The 17,532-nt window shown below is 74.1% G+C and carries 15 protein-coding genes; 7 read left to right on the forward strand and 8 right to left on the reverse strand.

The genetic code is table 11. From position 1 onward, the window contains the following. The first annotated feature begins 12 nt into the window (after positions 1-12). The 4 genes from Q5694_RS01235 to Q5694_RS01250 all read left to right on the forward strand — a co-directional run bounded on the left by Q5694_RS01235 (position 13) and on the right by Q5694_RS01250 (position 3,455). Entirely contained in the window at positions 13-654 is a 642-nt protein-coding gene (locus tag Q5694_RS01235; protein WP_333930056.1) for an alpha-ketoglutarate-dependent dioxygenase AlkB family protein, read from the forward strand. Between the two features lie 35 nt (positions 655-689). Beyond that, complete coding sequence (locus Q5694_RS01240) at positions 690-1,934, forward strand: ROK family protein (protein WP_333930057.1); 1,245 nt, start codon at positions 690-692, stop codon at positions 1,932-1,934. A gap of 190 nt (positions 1,935-2,124) precedes the next feature. Beyond that, positions 2,125-3,012: an NAD(P)-dependent oxidoreductase gene (locus Q5694_RS01245; protein WP_333930058.1), complete on the forward strand. Its 888-nt coding sequence runs from the start codon at positions 2,125-2,127 to the stop codon at positions 3,010-3,012. Positions 3,013-3,032: 20 nt separating this feature from the next. Next, the gene (locus tag Q5694_RS01250; protein ID WP_333930059.1) at positions 3,033-3,455 is read left to right on the forward strand and encodes a PPOX class F420-dependent oxidoreductase; all 423 of its coding nucleotides are present in this window, start codon (positions 3,033-3,035) and stop codon (positions 3,453-3,455) included. Between the two features lie 530 nt (positions 3,456-3,985). On the opposite strand, the gene Q5694_RS01255 is transcribed toward Q5694_RS01250, so the two are convergent. Together Q5694_RS01255 and Q5694_RS01260 are read right to left on the reverse strand one after the other, a co-directional pair. Beyond that, positions 3,986-4,519 carry an ATP-binding protein gene (locus Q5694_RS01255; RefSeq protein WP_333930060.1) on the reverse strand — a complete coding sequence of 178 codons (534 nt, stop codon included), beginning with the start codon at positions 4,517-4,519 and terminating at the stop codon, positions 3,986-3,988. A 183-nt stretch (positions 4,520-4,702) separates the two neighbouring features. Beyond that, a complete protein-coding gene (locus Q5694_RS01260) occupies positions 4,703-5,026 on the reverse strand; it encodes a hypothetical protein (RefSeq protein ID WP_333930061.1) in 324 nt (107 codons plus the stop codon). Positions 5,027-5,494: 468 nt separating this feature from the next. On the opposite strand from Q5694_RS01260, the gene Q5694_RS01265 reads away from it, so the two are divergent. Beyond that, positions 5,495-6,619, forward strand: a complete 1,125-nt coding sequence (locus tag Q5694_RS01265) for a PLP-dependent cysteine synthase family protein (protein WP_333930062.1) — start codon at positions 5,495-5,497, stop codon at positions 6,617-6,619. A 127-nt stretch (positions 6,620-6,746) separates the two neighbouring features. Here the strand turns inward: Q5694_RS01265 and Q5694_RS01270 are convergent, their stop codons facing one another. Then, positions 6,747-7,577 carry a DeoR/GlpR family DNA-binding transcription regulator gene (locus Q5694_RS01270; RefSeq protein ID WP_333930063.1) on the reverse strand — a complete coding sequence of 277 codons (831 nt, stop codon included), beginning with the start codon at positions 7,575-7,577 and terminating at the stop codon, positions 6,747-6,749. Between the two features lie 289 nt (positions 7,578-7,866). Here Q5694_RS01270 and Q5694_RS01275 point away from each other — a divergent pair, with 289 nt between their 5' ends. Continuing rightward, complete coding sequence (locus Q5694_RS01275) at positions 7,867-10,194, forward strand: hypothetical protein (protein WP_333930064.1); 2,328 nt, start codon at positions 7,867-7,869, stop codon at positions 10,192-10,194. Positions 10,195-10,319: 125 nt separating this feature from the next. On the opposite strand, the gene Q5694_RS01280 is transcribed toward Q5694_RS01275, so the two are convergent. After that, positions 10,320-11,198 (reverse strand): helix-turn-helix transcriptional regulator, encoded by an 879-nt coding sequence (locus tag Q5694_RS01280; protein WP_333930065.1) that lies wholly within the window; start codon positions 11,196-11,198, stop codon positions 10,320-10,322. Between the two features lie 102 nt (positions 11,199-11,300). Here Q5694_RS01280 and Q5694_RS01285 point away from each other — a divergent pair, with 102 nt between their 5' ends. Further along, positions 11,301-11,996: an SDR family NAD(P)-dependent oxidoreductase gene (locus tag Q5694_RS01285; protein WP_333930550.1), complete on the forward strand. Its 696-nt coding sequence runs from the start codon at positions 11,301-11,303 to the stop codon at positions 11,994-11,996. 148 nt (positions 11,997-12,144) lie between these two features. Here the strand turns inward: Q5694_RS01285 and Q5694_RS01290 are convergent, their stop codons facing one another. The 4 genes from Q5694_RS01290 to Q5694_RS01305 form a co-directional block, all read right to left on the reverse strand. Next, a complete protein-coding gene (locus Q5694_RS01290) occupies positions 12,145-12,867 on the reverse strand; it encodes an SDR family oxidoreductase (RefSeq protein WP_333930066.1) in 723 nt (240 codons plus the stop codon). A gap of 4 nt (positions 12,868-12,871) precedes the next feature. Further along, positions 12,872-13,789, reverse strand: a complete 918-nt coding sequence (locus Q5694_RS01295) for a LysR family transcriptional regulator (RefSeq protein ID WP_333930067.1) — start codon at positions 13,787-13,789, stop codon at positions 12,872-12,874. A 302-nt stretch (positions 13,790-14,091) separates the two neighbouring features. Next, the gene (locus Q5694_RS01300) at positions 14,092-16,533 is read right to left on the reverse strand and encodes a right-handed parallel beta-helix repeat-containing protein (protein ID WP_333930068.1); all 2,442 of its coding nucleotides are present in this window, start codon (positions 16,531-16,533) and stop codon (positions 14,092-14,094) included. A 219-nt stretch (positions 16,534-16,752) separates the two neighbouring features. Then, positions 16,753-17,358: an Rv1733c family protein gene (locus Q5694_RS01305; RefSeq protein WP_333930069.1), complete on the reverse strand. Its 606-nt coding sequence runs from the start codon at positions 17,356-17,358 to the stop codon at positions 16,753-16,755. Positions 17,359-17,532: the final 174 nt, after the last annotated feature.

Consider the following 17,532-nt stretch of genomic DNA (forward strand, 5'->3'; position numbering starts at 1 on the left):
ACCATGGAGGGCATGGACGCCGAGCTGTTCCCCCGCGAGCCCGCGCAGATCGCCCCGGGGGCGGTGCACGTGCCCGGCTGGCTGGACGCGCGGCACCAGCGCGAACTGCTGGAGGCCTGCCGCGTCTGGGCCCGGCCGCCCGCCGGGCTGCGCACGGTCCGCACCCCCGGCGGCGGCACCATGAGCGCCCGGCAGGTGTGCCTGGGCTGGCACTGGTACCCCTACCGCTACGCCCGCACCGTCGTGGACGGGGACGGCGCCCCCGTCAAACCCTTCCCCGGGCTGCTGGGCGACCTGGGCCGCCGGGCGGTCCGCGACACCCTCGGCGGGCCGGAACCCGCCTACGACATCGCATTGATCAACTTCTACGACGCCGGCGCCCGCATGGGCATGCACCGCGACAGCGACGAGAGGTCGGACGCCCCCGTGGTGTCGCTGAGCGTCGGCGACGGCTGCGTCTTCCGCTTCGGCAACACCCGGTCGCGCGACCGGCCCTGGACCGACGTCGAGCTGCGCAGCGGCGACCTGTTCGTCTTCGGCGGCCCCGCCCGGCTCGCCCACCACGGGGTGCCCCGCATCCACCCGGGCACGGCACCGCCCGGACTCGGCCTGAGCGGGCGGCTCAACATCACGCTCCGGGTCAGCGGCCTGTAGCCGCCGGTGCGGCGGATCATGGGAGACTCGCCCTCATGAGCGGGAAGGCGGACCCCCGGCCGGGGGACGGGAGCACCACGAGGACGCGGCTGGACCGGGGGCGCGCGGCGCTCGGACCCGCGCTGGAGCTCGTGCACACCGGACGTGCGCCGACCCGGGCCGTGCTCACCGCCGAACTGGGCGTGACCCGCGCGACGGCCGGCGCGGTCGCCGCCGAACTGGAGGCGCTCGGCCTCATCCGGGTCGACGCCCGCCCCGGCGCGGCGGCCGGGTCGCAGGGCAGGCCCTCGCACCGCCTGTCCGTCGCCGAGGACGGACCCGTGGCGCTCGCCGCGCAGGTACACGCCGACGGCTTCCGGGCGGCCCTGGTGGGGCTCGGCGGCCGGATCGTCGCCACCGCGCCCGGCTGCGAGACCGTCGACGCCGACCCGGCGAAGGTGCTGGCCTCCGTCGTCACCGCCGGGGCCGAGCTGCTGCGTGAGACCGGACGGCGGTGCGTGGGCGCGGGGCTGGCCGTGCCGTCCGCCGTCGCCGAACCCGACGGGCTCGCCCTCAACCCCCTGCACCTGGCCTGGCCCCCGGGCGCGCCCGTGCGGGAGATCTTCGCCGAGCAGGTGCGCGCGGCCGGTCTCGAGGGACCCGCGTTCGCCGCGAACGACGTCAACCTCGCCGCGCTCGCCGAGCACCGGCACGGTGCCGGACGCGGCTCCCACGACCTGCTGTGCGTGGCCACCGGGCACCGGGGCGTCGGCGGTGCCCTCGTCCTCGACGGCCGTCTGCACCGCGGCAGTTCGGGTCTCGCCCTGGAGGTCGGCCACCTGACCGTGCACCCCGAGGGCCGCCCCTGCCACTGCGGCAGCCGCGGCTGCCTCGACGTGGAGACCGACCCGCTGGCCTTCCTCACCGAGGCCGGACGCGAACCGGGACCCGAGGTGTCCCTGCTCCAGCAGTCCATCGACCTGATCCGCCACCACTACGACGACCCGGCCGTCCGCACCGCCACCGAGGCCCTCATCGACCGCCTCGGTCTCGGACTGGCGGGGCTGGTCAACATCCTCAACCCGGACCGCATCATCCTCGGCGGCCTGCACCGCACCCTCCTGGACGCCGACCCCGCCCGCCTGCGCGCGGTCGTCGCCGACCGCAGCCTGTGGGGCCAGAGCGGCGGCGTGCCCATCCTGGCCTGCACCCTCGACCACAACAGCCTGGTCGGCGCGGCGGAACTGGCCTGGCAGCCGGTCCTGGACGATCCCCTCGGGGCGCTGGCCCGGCAGGGGTGACGCCGTCCGCCGCGCCCGGCTCGCCGCGTCCCGTGACGCAAGCCGTGCATGATCCCGTCACCGAGGGGACTCGGACACCGCGTGCCGCCCGGCGCGGCCCGCCCGCGCCGCCTGCGCGCACCGTCGCCGCCGAGCGGGCCGGCCGTCCGCGGGCAGCACACCCGACCGCACCACCGAGGAAGCCGACACAATGACCGACCAGCTCACCGTGAGCGTCCTGGGCACCGGCATCATGGGCGCGGCGATGGCCCGCAACCTGGCCCGCTCGGGGCACACCGTCCGCGTCTGGAACCGCACCCGGGCCAAGGCCGAGCCGCTCGCCGCCGAGGGCGCCCACGTCGCCGGCACGCCCGCCGAGGCGGTCCGGGACGCCGACGTGGTCCTCACGATGCTCCACGACGGCCCCGCCACCGAGACGACCGTGCGCGAGGCCGCACCGGGCCTGCGCGGCGGCACCGCGTGGGTGCAGTCCACCACCGCGGGCGTCGACGCCGTCGCCGGTCTGGCCGCCCTCGCCCGCGAGCACGGACTGCTCTTCTACGACGCCCCCGTCCTGGGCACCCGCAAGCCGGCCGAGGACGGGCAGCTGACCGTGCTCGCGGCCGGGCCCGCCGAGGGCCGGGACACGGTGACGCCGGTGTTCGACGCCGTCGGCGCCCGCACCGTGTGGACCGGCGAGGACGGGGCGGCCGGCAGTGCCACGCGGCTCAAACTCGTCGCCAACAGCTGGGTCCTGGCCGTGACGGCCGCCGCCGGGGAGAGCCTGGCACTCGCCAAGGTCCTGGACGTCGATCCGCACGCGTTCTTCGACCTCATCGCCGGCGGACCGCTCGACATGGGCTACCTGCGCGCCAAGTCCGGCCTGATCCTGGAGGACCGGCTCACCCCGCCCCAGTTCGCGGTGGGCACCGCCGCCAAGGACGCCCGCCTCATCGCCCGGGCCGGCGCGGACAACGGCGCCCGCCTGGACGTCGCCGAGGCCGCCGCCGCCCGCCTGGAGCGGGCCGCGGCGCAGGGCCACGCCGACGAGGACATGGCCGCCGCCTACTTCGCCAGCTTCGACCACCACTCCCGCTGAGAGACCCAGGAGGTCCCCGCATGTCCAAGCCGCCGCTGCCGCCCGAGGCCGAGGCCCTGCTCGCCCGGCCCAACCCGTGCGTCATGGCCACGCTGCGTTCCGACGGAGCACCGGTGACCACCGCCACCTGGTACGCCTGGAAGGACGGCCGGGCGCTGATCAACCTCGACGCGGGCCGCGTCCGCCTCAAGCACCTGCGCCGCGACCCGCGCGTCACCCTCACCGTCCTCGCCGCGGACGACTGGTACACGCACGTCACGCTCATCGGCCGCGTCACCGAGATCCACGACGACGAGGACCTGGCCGACATCGACCTCCTCGCCCGGCACTACACCGGCGGGCCCTACCCGGACCGCGACCGGCCGCGGGTCAGCGCCTGGGTGGAGGTCGACCGCTGGCACGGCTGGGGCACGATGAAGGACAGCGACCAGCCCGGCGGCTGAGGCGGACGGGCGCGGTGCTCGGCGCCGCAGCACCGCGAACGCCCGGCCCGGATTCTCCGTGAGCACGGACCCGGCCGGTTCCGCACCGACCGCGCGGACGCCGGGACCGCGCCACGGCGCAGCGGACGGGACGTGCGGGGCCGCCGTCCACCGACTCCGGCGTCCGCGCGGCCCCGCACGACCTCCGGACATCCGCCGGCCGGTGGCGTGGTGCTCGTGTGACGGTCCGTCAAAGGCCGCGTGGTGCCGGGGCGTTGCGGCCTGCCGGTGCACGACGGGCCGCCGCCCGAGCGGCCCGTACGGCGTCCACCGCACGACGGTTGCGCCGCCCTGGTCCCGGAACGCGGTCAGCGCGGCGCGTGCCGCGCACCTGCTGTCCGGGCAGCCGCGGGCCGAGGCACCCGTGGTCACGGGCGTCGCGGGGCCGCAGGCAGGTCGCACGCGCCGGCGGCGCACCCGGCAGGGCGCGTCAACCGATGCCCGGCGTACGCCACCCGGCGGCCGTCGTGCGCACGGTGGTCACCGCCCGGTCAACCGGCAACGGCGGACCGGGCGGGAGCATGGTCGGGCAGGAGCCCGTCGGCGGAGTGCCCGACCTCCGCGAACCTGCGCACCGGTTTCTCCTTGACGGTGTGGCGCGCCCGGCGCGACGGTGCCGTCAGGGCGGCGGGGGCGGTCGGCAGGGTGAACCACACGACCTTGCCGGACTCGCCGTCCGGCCGGACGCCCCAGCTCTCGCTCATGGCGGCGACCATGGCGAGTCCTCGCCCGCAGGTCGCCAGCGGCTCGGCGTCGTCGACCACGGGCATCCGCGGGTCGCCGTCGCGCACGGAGACGGTGAGCCGGTCGAGCAGCAGCTCCATCTCGACCGTGCACGTCTTGTCGGGCTGGGCGTGCCGATGGACGTTGGACAGCAGCTCGGTCACGCCGAGCGAGGCCCGGTCGATCAGAGCGTCCAGATGCCAGTAGCGCAACTGCGCAGATACGATTCTGCGGACCTGGCCGATCCGCGACGGCAGGGCTTGGAGCTCCACCGTGCAGTGCCTGCTCGGAATGCTGATCACGGCTGCGACTCCCCGACGTGAGGTCCGGAAGAACACGGAGTTCGGATCCAGCAGGGCGCCTTCGTGACACTCTCGCCCGCTGTCGTGGCCGGCGGGCTGGTTCGCAGCGTTATCGCCGGTAAACCCAGAGTGACGTGAGACCAGAGTGGCGCAAGGGGTGAGGTACCGCAACTCGCGTGCATCTCAGTCGTCACGCCCCGACGCCCGGCGCACGGCTTCGATGAAGCGCCGCGCGGCCGGCGGCCCCGGCTCGCCCGGGGCGGGGTCGTGATCGCCCAGGGTGAGCAGGTACCGGTTGCCGTTGAGATCCGCCGTGGCCCGGTCATCGGGACCGAACCAGGGTTTGGCTGCGCGGACGGCCTGGACCGGGGCGCTGTCGATCTCGCTGCCGTAACTGGTCAGCAACTCGAGCCGGCCGTCGCTGATCCGGACCTGGCCGGCCCGGGTGAGCGAACGCAGCCGCTTGCCGATCCGCACGCCCGTGGCGCTGAACTCCGGCTCCGCCATGCCACCCGCCCCCTTGTGCGTATCGGCGCACCGCCCCCGCTGCACGCGGAGTGCGGTACGGGCTCGTTCGCGATCCAGTGTGCCCGTCCGGGGCCGTGTCCCCGCCTTGCGGCCGCGGCGCCCCTCGGTGCCGAAGGCGCGCCGTGCCCGGGGACCGCTGTCCGGTGACGCGCCTGCGGCGGGTGTCATGCCCGCCGCCGCCCCGCCCGGAGTCCGGCCCCGCGGTGAAGTCTGCCCCTGCCCGGCGTCGAGCACCAGTGCCCGTGAACACCCGGCCGGGGGGCGTTCGCAGCACACCCGCCGATGCGCCCCCGGGTGCGCGCGCCCCCGTGCACCGGCCCTGCCCCAGGGGGCGCTTTGGGGGGCTCAAAGCTGTGTTTATGCAGGTGAGAAGCGTGCGCCGGGTGCTTATGATCGAGGGGTCGGCCGCGCGACGCGTCGACGGCGCGCAGCGTTAGGAGCACCCTCGTGAGCACCCCCCAGCAGACCCGCACCGGCGTCACCCACGACGTCGACCACAGCGACGCCGCCTACCGCGCATGGCTGAAAGAGGCCGTCCGGAGAGTGCAGGCCGACGCCAACCGCTCGGCCGACACGCACCTGCTGCAGTTCCCCCTGCCCGAGCGGTGGGGCATCGACCTGTATCTGAAGGACGAGTCGACCCACCCCACCGGAAGCCTCAAACACCGGCTGGCCCGCTCCCTGTTCCTGTACGGCCTGTGCAACGGCTGGATCCGGCCGGACCGGCCCGTCATCGAGGCCTCCAGCGGCTCGACCGCCGTCTCCGAGGCGTACTTCGCGAAGCTGATCGGCGTCCCGTTCATCGCCGTCATGCCGCGCACGACGAGCGCCGAGAAGATCCGCCTGATCGAATTCCACGCCGGCCGCTGCCACTTCGTGGACGACCCCCGCACGATGTACGAGGAGTCCGCCCGTCTCGCGGCCGAGACCGGCGGTCACTACATGGACCAGTTCACCTACGCCGAGCGTGCCACCGACTGGCGCGGGAACAACAACATCGCCGAGTCGATCTTCCGCCAGCTGCGCCTGGAGCGGTTCCCCGAACCGGCGTGGATCGTCGCCACGGCGGGCACCGGCGGAACGTCGGCGACCCTGGCGCGCTACGTGCACTACATGCAGTACGACACGCGCGTCTGTGTGGCCGACCCGGAGAACTCGTGCTTCTTCGAGGGCTGGACCACCGGCGACCCGGACGTGACCTGCGACTGCGGCTCACGCATCGAGGGCATCGGCCGGCCCCGGATGGAACCGAGCTTCGTGCCCGGCGCGATCGACCGGATGATGAAGGTGCCCGACGCGGCCAGCGTCGCCGCCGTGCGGGCACTGGAGCGGGCCATCGGCCGCAAGGCGGGAGGCTCCACCGGCACGGGTCTGTGGAGCGCGCTGAAGATCGTCGCGGAGATGGTCTCCGAGGGGCGGCAGGGCAGTGTCGTGACCCTGCTGTGCGACCCGGGGGACCGTTATCTCGACAAGTACTACTCCGACACCTGGCTGGCCGCGCAGGGGCTCGACATCGAGCCGTACAGCGCGGCGATCGACTCGCTGCTGGAGACGGGCGTCTGGCCCTGCTGAGCCCGGGCCGGCTCCCGCGCGGTGCGCCGGGTGACCGGCGGAGGGGCGCACACGGGGCGCACGCCCGTCGTACCGGTCCCGTCACCGGTTGCCCGGACGGACGGGAGGTCCCCGGCTGCGGGACGCGTCAGAGGTCCTCGTCCTCGTCGGGCTCGCCGGCCACCACCAGCCGCCGCAGATGCTCCGTGACCACCCCGCGCGCCTCGTCCGGGAGTCCGGCGTCCGTCACCAGGGTGTCGATCTGCTCCAGCGCGGCGAACGAACTCAGGCCCACCTTGCCCCACTTGGTGTGGTCCGCCACCACCACCACACGCCGGGCCGACTGCACGAGCCGCCGGTTCGTCTCCGCCTCCGCGAGGTTCGGCGTCGACAGCCCGGCCTCCACCGATATGCCGTGCACGCCCAGGAACAGCAGGTCGAAGTGGAGCGCCGCGATGGCCTGATCGGCCACCGGGCCCACCAGCGAGTCCGAGGGCGTGCGCACGCCGCCGGTCAGCACCACCGTCGCCGCGCCCTGCCGCGGGCCCGAGGAGCGCTGCGCCGCGTGGAAGACGTCGGCGACCCGCACCGAGTTGGTGACCACCGTCAGGTCGGGCACGTCCAGCAGCTGCTGCGCCAGCGCGTACGTCGTCGTACCGCCCGACAGCGCGATCGCCGCCCCCGGCGCGACCAGCTTCGCCGCCGCCCGCGCGATGTCCTCCTTGGCGCTGAGCTCCAGACCCGACTTGGCCTCGAAGCCCGGCTCGTGCGTGCTGGCCTCGACCACCGGGACCGCGCCGCCGTGCACCTTCTCCAGCACGCCCTGGCGGGCGAGCGCGTCGAGGTCGCGGCGGACCGTCATGTCCGACACGCCGAGCTTGCGGGTCAGCTCGTTGACCCGGACACCGCCCCGGCGGCGTACCTCGTCGAGGATCAGGGATCGCCGCTGCTCCGCGAGGAGGTTCTGATTCTCGCTCACGTACGCTCCGGTCCTTTCGCCTCGATGCCGTCCGTCGTGTCCCGCGCATCCCCGCCGACCAGGACATTCCCCCGGACTCCGGTGCACGGACGCCCCATCCTCGCACGGAGGGATCCGGACGGCGCCACCGACCACTGGTCGCGTTCACGTCACCGCGAGCACGTCCTTCCCGTCGGCCACGTCACGGATCGGGAAGATTCCGTGACAGCAGGTGTAGGGAGCCGCACGAGTGGAGATCCTGTGCCCGCACGGACAGAGCCGACGGCGGTCACGGGGGAAGTGCGAATCAGTGGAACGTGCGCAGGAACAGGCCTCGCCCGGCGGACCCGGCGGCTCTCCGGGGCGGGCGGGGGAGACCGCCCTGGAACTGCTGGTCCACGGAGTGGGCGGCACCACGCCGCAGGAGATGCTGAACGACCCGCGGACGGTGCGCGTCACCGGCGACGACACGGCCGCCGTCTTCCGGCGTGCCGACGACGTCGACGCGGAGAACACCCCCGGCCGCCGTGACGAACCGGTGCCCGAGGCGTACGTCTGGTGCAACCTCACGTCCGGCAACGGCATCCGCGCCCTGTGGCTCCTGCTGCTGCCGTTCATGGTCGTCAACCTCGCCCACTGGATGCGCCCCACCGCACGCGGCCGCCGCCGCACCGTCCGCCTGTACGGCCTGCTGGTACGGCTCACCGCCCTCACCTTGACGGTGCTGCTCGTCGCGGCGGCCTGCGAGGTCGCCCTGGACCTCGCGGCATGGCAGTGCGCCGGCACCACCGCGTGCGCCGACCGCCACGGCTGGCTCGGCTTCCTCTCACCCACCGTCTCCGACGGCGGCTGGTGGAGCGCACCCGGCCGCCGGCTCGCCCTGGCCGCCGCCGTCCCCACCGCCCTGACCGTCCTGCTGTGGTACCTGTCCCGGCGCACCTGGAACGACTACGAGTCGCACGCGCCCGCCGCGCGCGAGCCCGAGGAGGAGACCGGGCCGACCGCCCTCGCCCGCCCGGGCTTCTGGTACGGACGCCGGCTGGTCGCCCGGCTGCGCGCCGCGCACACCGCCGCCGGGCTCGTGACGGTCGCCGCCGCCGTCGGCAGCGCCGCCGCCCGCCACGACGGCGAGCCCGGCGGCCCGGCCCTGCTGGCCGTGCTCGGCCTTCTGCTGGAGGCGGCCCTGGTCGCGTGCGCCCTCGCCGTGATCTGGGTGGTTTGCCGACGCGGCCGCAGCGAGAACCGCCTCGACCGGGAACTCGACGAGCGCCACGTACGGCGCCTGCCGCTCGTCGCGCTGGTCCTGCTCGCCCTCACCGTGCTGTACGCCGGCTGGGAGCGCCCCGGGTGGAGGTCGGAGGGCAGGCTGCCCGGTGACACCGCCTTCGGCGCGATCGCCCTGGTCCAGGGTCTGCTCGTGATCTCCCTCGCCGTCGTCGCCCACGTCCTGCACCGCACCGACCCCGACCGCCGCGCCGTGCTGCGGGGCCTGGGCGGACCGGCCGTGGCGATGCTGGCCTGCGCCCTGGGCGGGGTGATGTCCGGGGGCGTGTCCCAGCGCGTGGCCGACTGGCTGGACGGCACCGGCGCGGTGATCGCGGGCCCGCCGGTGCTGCTGACCTGGCAGGCGTCCGTCATCCCGCCCCTGCTGGTGGTGCTGCTGGGGCTGTTCGGCTGGCTGGGCCGGCGAGCCTGGCGCCTGGCCCGCGAGGAACGGGACGCCGTGGCGCGGGACTACCCGGACGAGGCCCAGGACCGCGCCCGCACCCGCCGCATCGCCTACACCCGCGCCATGGCCTCGCTCACCGACCGGGGCCCCCGCGTGGTCGCCGTCGTCTCGGGCGTCACCCTGCTGCTCGGCGCGGGGGCCCTGGTGGGCGCGCTCGCCACCGACGAGACGCCGGGCGAGGCCGCGCGGGGCACCTACCCCGTCGTCCACGGCGCCGCCGAGACCTCCGAGGCCCTCGGCTCCTGGCTCATCGGTCTCGGCTTCATACTGTTCGTCACCTGGGGCCGGCGCGCCTACAAGGACGCCGCGGCCCGCCGCACCATCGGCATCCTGTGGGACGTCGGCACCTTCTGGCCGCGCGCCGCCCACCCGTTCGCCCCGCCCTGCTACGCCGAGCGCGCGGTGCCCGACCTCACCTGGCGCATCGCCACCTGGACCCGGGCCACCGGCGGCCGCCTGGTCATCTCGGGGCACTCGCAAGGCAGCGTGCTCGCCGCCGCGGCGGCCTGGCAGCTGTCCCCGTCCACCCGCAGGAGGGTCGCCCTGCTCACCTACGGCTCACCGCTGGAGCGGCTCTACGGCCGCTGGTTCCCGGCCCACTTCGGGCCCGCGGCGCTCGGGTCCCTGCACCGGGAGGTCGACTGCTGGCGCAATCTGTACCGGCTCACCGACCCCATCGGCGGCCCGGTGCGCCTGTCCGGCGACGGCGGCCCCGACGTCGACCACGCCCCGCTGAGGGACCCCCTGGCCTACGGCCGCACCGCACGGCTGCCGCTGCCCGCCCCGATCCTCGGCCACTCCGACTACCGGGCCGACCCGGCCTTCGCGGAGGAACGCCGCAGGCTGCTGGGGCGGCTCACGCCCGCCGTCCCCCCGCCCCGCGACACCCCGGAGCCGCCGGCCGCCTAGGCAGTCTCGTCCGGATCGTCGGGCGGACGGAGGAAGATACCCGGGACGTGGAGTCCGTCCAGCAACGAAAGCGCTGCCGCAACTGCAGGTGGGGCTCGTCGGACGAGATCCGGCCGGTCCGGTCGTTACGGCGTGGAGAACAGACCGGGGCCCGGAGGCGAGGAGCCGTCGGCGCGGACGCCGTTCGTGACCCGCAGGAACTCCAGCCTCTCCGCGTCGACGGAGCCTGCGGCCACCGTGTACACGACGAGGCGGACGTCGCAGCCCGGGACGGTGAGCACGTCGCAGTCGCACGTCACCTCGCCGACCTGAGGGTGAACGATGGTCTTGCGGGCCGAGACGTGCGGACCGACCGCACCCTCGTCCCACAGCCGGGCGAACTCTGCGCTGGTGGAACGCAGTTCCTCGACAAGCCCGATCAGTCCACTGTCTCGGGGGTAGTTGACGAGAGCCGAACGCAGATCGGCGATGAGGGCCGGGCCCAGGGCGTCGCCGTCCTGGAGCACGGGCCAGGCCGCGAGCCCTGAGGGCCCTGTGGTGAAGACCGCCCGCACCAGGTTCCGCTCGACATGTGTCCGTGCGCCGGGGTCGCCCAGCAGCACTGCCCATGCGGGAGTCCAGGACAGCAAGGTCCAGTCGGCACCGAACACGCCCACGGGGAACTCCCCGAGGCGAGCGAGCATCCGTTGGACCCCTGCCGGCACATGCGTGGAGATCATTCCTTCCTGGGGAGGGAGGAGGCCCGCTAGCCGGTAGGCGTGATCGCGCTCCCTGGGCTGCAGCTGCAGCGCCCTGGCGAGGCTCGCGACGACCTGTGCCGAAGGGCTCGTCGCACGGCCCTGCTCCAGCCGCACCACGTAGTCGACCGACAGTCCCGCCAGCTCGGCCAGCTCCTCGCGCCGCAACCCCACCGCGCGTCGTCCGGGCCGCGAAGGCCGCCCGACGTCGAGAGGGGAGAGCCGGTCCCGCCAGCGGCGCAGTGCCGTGCCCAGAGTCTCGTCCACCCGTCCATTGTCTCCGTCGGACAGCCGTTGAGCCTGGTACTGGCCGTCCTACCGTCGCCCGGGGCACTGGTTGTGCTCTCGTCACGAGCCGAGAGTGAACGCATGACAACAACGTTCATCACCGGAGCCAACAAATCCCTCGGGTATGAGACCGCCCGCCGCTTGATCGAGGCCGGCCACACCGTGCTCATCGGGGCTCGCGATCCGGAGCGCGGCCAGGCGGCCGCCGAGGCACTCGGCGCCCGCTTCGTCCAGATCGACGTGACGGATGACGCGTCGGTGGCTGCGGCCGCCGACGACGTCCAAGCACGCGAGGGCGGCATCGACGTTCTGATCAACAACGCCGGCGTCCCCGGGACCCACAAGCCCGCCGACCAGATCACGGCCGCTGACGCCAGCGAGGTGTTCGACGTCAACGTCGTGGGGATCGTCCGGGTGACGCATGCGTTCCTCCCTCTGCTGCGCACGTCCGCGAACCCGGTCATCGTCAACGTCTCCAGTGGCATGGGTTCGTTCGCGGCCACCCACGACCCCGGGCGCGCGGAGGGCCGTCACACCGCGCCGCTCTACACGGCGTCGAAGGCCGCCGTGACCATGCTGACCACGCAGTACGCGAAGTCCTGGCCGGATGTGAAGGTGAACGCGGCCGACCCGGGCTATACCGCGACCGACTTCAACGGGCACAGCGGCACGCAGACGGTGACCGAGGGGACCGACGCGATCGTCGAACTCGCCACCATCGGGGCAGACGGACCGACCGGGACCTTCCGTGACCGTCACGGCGAGATGCCCTGGTGATGCGCCGCTGACACAGATGCCAGTGCCTGTTTCCTGTCTCTGCGGCCTGCACGCCGAGATCTACGAGTACGCGGCTCCGGGCGGAGTCGTGCAAAGGGGCGTTCCGCCCGCTCCGCCCGCTCCGCCCGCTCCGCCCGGCTCAGGCCGCTCAGGCCGTCAGCGTGCCGCCGTCGACGACCGAGACCGTGCCGGTCACGTAGTCCTGGTCCATGAGGGCCAGGAACGCCTTGGCCGCGTCGTCCGGATCCGCCACGCGGCCGAGGGGCAGAGACGCGGCGAGACCGGCGTACATGCCCTCCCGGTCCGCCTCACTCATACCGGACCACAACGGCGAGCGCACGACACCGGGGGCCACGACGTTCACCCGGACCGGCGCCAGTTCCACCGCGAGGCTGCGTGCGGCGGACAGCACCGCCCCGGAGACCGCCGCCCCCAGCGTCCACCCCGGGCCGCCCTTGAAGGCCGCGGTGCCGCTGACGAGGGTGACGGACCCACCCGGTGCGAGGTGCGGCACGGCGAGACGGACGGCGTCGAGTGCGTGGAAGAGACGGAGTCCGAAGAACTCGCTCGCACGGTCGACCGTGTAGTCGGCCAGGGGAAGGCCGGTGAGGTTCTCACCGGCGGTGTAGGCGAAGTGGTCGAACTGGCCGATCTCGTCGAAGAAAGCCGCGACCGCGTCGCTGGAACCGGCGTCCACAGCCCGTCCGACGACACCGGCCGGGAGCTGTCCGAGAGCGCGCTCGACCGACGCCGCCCGGCTCGAGGCGATGGTCACCGCCGCCCCGGTGTCGGCAGCGCGCCGGGCGACGGCGAGACCGATGCCACTGGTTCCACCAAGGACGACGATGCGGGAAGAAGGAGTGATGCTCATGCCTTCAGGGTCGGGGGGCGGCTGCTTCCGCGTCCAAGACCTCTTCCGTCGTGAGTGATGCCCGCAGGGTATGAGCCAGCGTGATGGCGCGGCTCAGAACCGCCGAGTCGCGTCCCGCCGCCCAGGCCACGCCGACCGTGCCGGACGCCAGCCCCGGCACCGGGCGCACGACGACGTCGGGCCGGGTGTAGAACCGAGCCGTCGAGGCCGGGAGGAACGCCACCCCGGACGAGGCGGCCACCCGTTCGAGCTTGATCTCCACCTCGTGCGGGTGATCGCCTTCGGTCGGCACGGGCAGACCGCGCGCGAGGCGGGCCTCACGCCACTCGGGAGCCGCGTCCGGGGCCTGGAGAAGGTCGTACTCGGCGAGGACGTGCGGACTCAGCTCCTCGGCGGCGGCGAGGGGATGCGAAGCCGACAGGACGGCGACCCGCGCTTCCCGGAACAGCGGCTCGACCCGAAGCCCCCGCCGGGGGACGGGCAGGCGCACCAACCCCAGGTCGACGCGACCGTCGAGGATGGCCTCCACCTGGTCGTGCCAGCCCGTGCGGACGAGTTCGATCCGGATCTCGGGGAACGACTGCCGCAGGCCCTGCACGATCGGCGTGACCAGGAGGCCCGGCATGAAGCCGATGGCCAGCCGCTCGATGCCCTGGGCGGCCTGACGGGCACGCCGTTCCAGGGCGCCTGCCGACCTCAGTAGCTGGCGCCCGTCCTCCGCGATGAGTCGACCCGCGTCGGTGAGAGCGGTTCCTCGCGTCGAGCGCTCCAACAGGACGGCACCGAGTTCCCGTTCCAGCAGCGCGATCTGCCGGCTGAGCACGGGCTGGGCGATGTGCAGCTCCTCCGCGGCCCGGCTGAAGCTCAGCGTGTCAGCGACAGCCAGGAAGTACCGCAAACGCCGCAGATTGAGCTCTGACATGAGGAAATCCTACGGCGCGAGGAGCGTCAGGGGCGTGACGAGGAACGTGGGGGTGGGCGTAACCAAGATGAGCCGCCAGAGGATGTCCGCGCAGTTCGCGTTGCGGCCCGTCTGACCGAGCAGCTACGTGAGCGCCCACTGTGCACTGAGGGCAGACGCACCGGCCCAGCCGCGCGGGGAGTGGCGTTCCCGGGTCCGTGGGCCTGGACCAGCACGGGTACCAGCGGCGAGACCTGCCGGTCGAGCACGGCACGGCGACACGAGAGTCGACGGCGGCGGGTCCAGGCGCGGCGCGGGCCCGCTCACAGCACCTCGGGCAGGTCCTCGGCGTACAGCAGCGTCAGGACGTCGGTGGTCGGCTCGGCGACCTGGGCGACCCGGCTCGCGTGCCGCTCCACCATCGCCTCGAACGTCTGCCGGGCGGTACGGCCGTTGCCGAACGCCGGGCCCTTCGGCAGATCGGCGAAGTACTTCAGCAGGGCCTGCGCCGCGCCCGGCGCCAGGCGGTACTCGTGCTCCTCCGCCTGCTGCTCCACGATCCGCAGCAGGTCCTCGGGGCCGTAGTCGCTGAAGGTGATGGTCCGTGAGAAGCGCGAGGCGACACCCGGGTTGACCGACAGGAAGCGCTCCATCTCGGCCGTGTAGCCCGCGACGATCACCACGACCGCGTCCCGGTGGTCCTCCATCAGCTTCACCAGCGTGTCGATGGCCTCCTTGCCGAAGTCGCGGCCCGCGTCCTGCGGGGACAGCGCGTACGCCTCGTCGATGAACAGCACCCCGCCGCGGGCCTTCTCGAACGCCTCCTGCGTGCGGATCGCCGTGGAGCCGATGTGCTCGCCGACCAGGTCGACCCGGGACACCTCGACCAGGTGGCCCTTCTCCAGCACACCGAGGGAGGCGAGGATCTCGCCGTACAGCCGGGCCACGGTCGTCTTGCCGGTGCCGGGGGAGCCGGTGAACACCAGGTGGCGCTTGACGGAGGCGGCCTTCAGGCCGGCCTGCTGCCGCCGCCGGCCCACCTCGATCATGTCGGTGAGCGCCCGCACCTCCCGCTTGACGCTCTCCAGGCCCACCAGCGCGTCCAGTTCACCGAGGACGTCCTTGGAGCTGCGGGCGGGCCGCTCGGCCGGTGCCTCTGCAGCGGGGGCGGGGGGCGCCGGTTCGGTGCGCTGCCCGGGGACCGCGCCGAGCAGAGCGGGGGAGTGGGCCGCCGTCTGCACGGCCGTGTCCGCCGCCGCGGGCGTACGCAGTCCCGCGCTCTCGTCGCTCGTGCAGTCCTCGACCACCGGACCCGCCGCGGACGCCGGGTCTGCGCCGCTGTCGGCGAACTCGTACCCGCCCCGCGCGCACCGCTCGGTGCGGCACTTGCGCAGCGTCGTGCGGCTGCCGTCGATCACGTGGAAGCCGTAGCCGCCGCTGCCGGTCACCCGGCAGTGGACGAAGCTGCCCCGGCCCCCGGCCGAGACGTAGACACCGGCCTCCGCCGGGGAGTCGACCGTGCAGCGCTCCACCGCCGGATCGGCCCCCTTGGTGACGATCACGCCCGTCTGGGTGCCCGACAGCGTGCAGTTGCTGAGGGTCCCGCCGCTGCCGTGGTCGCGGAACCAGGCGCCCGTCGCCGCGTCCCGGATACGGCAGTCGTCGAGCTGCGCCGTCGCGCCGTCGCTCACCGACACGGCCGTGTTGCGCACCTGCGACAGGTCGCTGTCCACGACGTCGGCGCGCGAGCCCCGGTCGAGGACGAACAAGGCGTCCGGCACGTCGTGCACCCGGCAGGACTCCAGGACCGCGGTGGCGCCGTCGCTCACCCACACCGCCGGATAGTCGCCCGTACTGTCGAAGATCTCGCACTGGTTGGCGTCGACACGGGTGCCCGGGTCCCACACCGACAGGCCGTTGCGCCCGAACTGCCGCACCGTCGTGCGGGTCAGCGTCAGCACCGAGCGCGAGCGCAGGTCGACCGCGTTCTCCGGGATGTCGTGGATGCGGCAGTCCGCGAGGGTCAGCACCGCGTCCGTGTCGAGGGTGACGCCGTCGGCCGTCGTGCGGTGCACGTCGCAGTCGGTGAGGTGGGCGGTGGCCCGGCCGGTGATCTGCACGCCGCTGCCGCGGACCTCGTAGATCTCGCAGCCCACCGCCTCCAGCGCGGAGTTCTCCCCGGTCGCCGACAGCCCCGGACCCGAGGCGTGGTGCACCCGGCAGCGCTCCAGGCGGGGGTGGGCACCCCCGCGCACCGCCACCCCGGCCTGGCCGGCCGCGACGACCTCGCACTCCTCGAACACCCCGCCCGCGCCGTCGACCACGGCGATGCCGACGCCCGCGGGGTTGTCGACCGCACAGCGGCGCACCGTCGGCCGGGCACTGCCGCGCACCTCGATCCCGGCCGCCGACCGCGTCACGACCCGTACGTCCCGCAGCTCCGGCGTGCCCTCCTCCACCAGCACGGCCGGAGCGGTGGCGTCCTGGCCCTCCACGTGCAGGTCGTGCACCACCGCGGAGGCGCGCACGGTCAGCGGCACGCCGTCCGCGGGGGCGATGCGCACCGAGCCCGGGGAGTTCTCGGGGCCGCGCAGGGTGATCGCGCGCTGCAGGACGAGGTTCTCCCGGTAGGTGCCGGGGGCGACGGTCAGCACGTCCCCGTCGGCCGCTGCCTCCAGGGCCGCGGCGAGCGATGCGTACTCGCCCGTGCGGCGCCGCCACCGCGACGTACCGGTGTGCGTCACCTGGACCGTGCCCTGTGCCATGGTGTAGCCGTGCCCCCACCTCGGTCGTACTGATGGCTCGTTCGCCCTCGGGACGCTACCCCGGTGCCGCCGCGACCGGGTCCGGGGGCCCGGTCGCGCACGCGGTATCGGCACCGGCGCGTCCTTCCTGCTCCCTCGCGCGCGGGTTGTGCCGAACGGATTCGGCCGGACCACCGTAGCGTGCGCGCGGGTGGTGGGTTGACCAGAGCCGGAAGGCCGTCAGCTGCCGGTGCCCGTCCTGCCCCAGTCCGGGCCCGCCCTGTCCCATGCCTGGTCCCAACGGGCGTACCGGCGGCGGACCATGCGCCACAGGACGAGCCGTCTGCCGGCCTCGACGGCGGCGCCCGTCAGCAGCGCCGCACCCACGCCGGCGAGGACGGCGTGCGTCGACGCCGTCGCGGAGTCGAGGGGGCGGGGCACCGGCCGGCCGTGCCGGTCGGTCCATATCGCGAACCGATCGCCCCGTTCCGGGTCATGGAGGCTCGCCAGGACGGTCCCCCGGTGCCCTGTTCCGTCCGGTGCCGTCCAGTCGGCGAGGACGCGCGTGCGCGGGTTCCGGCCCGAGGAGCTCTCAGGATCGGCGTCCGACGGGAAGCGGTCGAGCGCGCGCACCACGGTGGCCGTCGCCGTGTGCCGGGTCTCGTGCTGGGCGCGGACGGAACGCTGCAGGGCCTCCTGGGCGGCGCCGCCGACGAGGCATCCGGCCACGGGCGCGGCCACGAGGATGAGCAGCAGGGCGGCCGACGCGAGCCGGGCTTCGGCCAGATCGGTGGCGCGGCACAGAGGGTTGCGCCGCCAGCGCCACAGTCCGCTGATCGCTCGCACGGCCCGCGCCCCCTTCCCCCGGCGTGACGATTCCCGTGGTGGGCGTCCCCGCCCGGTCCCGCGAAGCAAGGGGCCCTCCGTCACCTCGCGCGGGGCCCTCTCAAGAATCTCTCACACAGGCCCGGCGCCCGGGCCTGTGTGACCGGTTCCCGCCCGCCGGCCCGATCCGCGCGC

This window comes from Streptomyces sp. AHA2 (assembly GCF_036857595.1).
Lineage (GTDB): Bacteria > Actinomycetota > Actinomycetes > Streptomycetales > Streptomycetaceae > Streptomyces.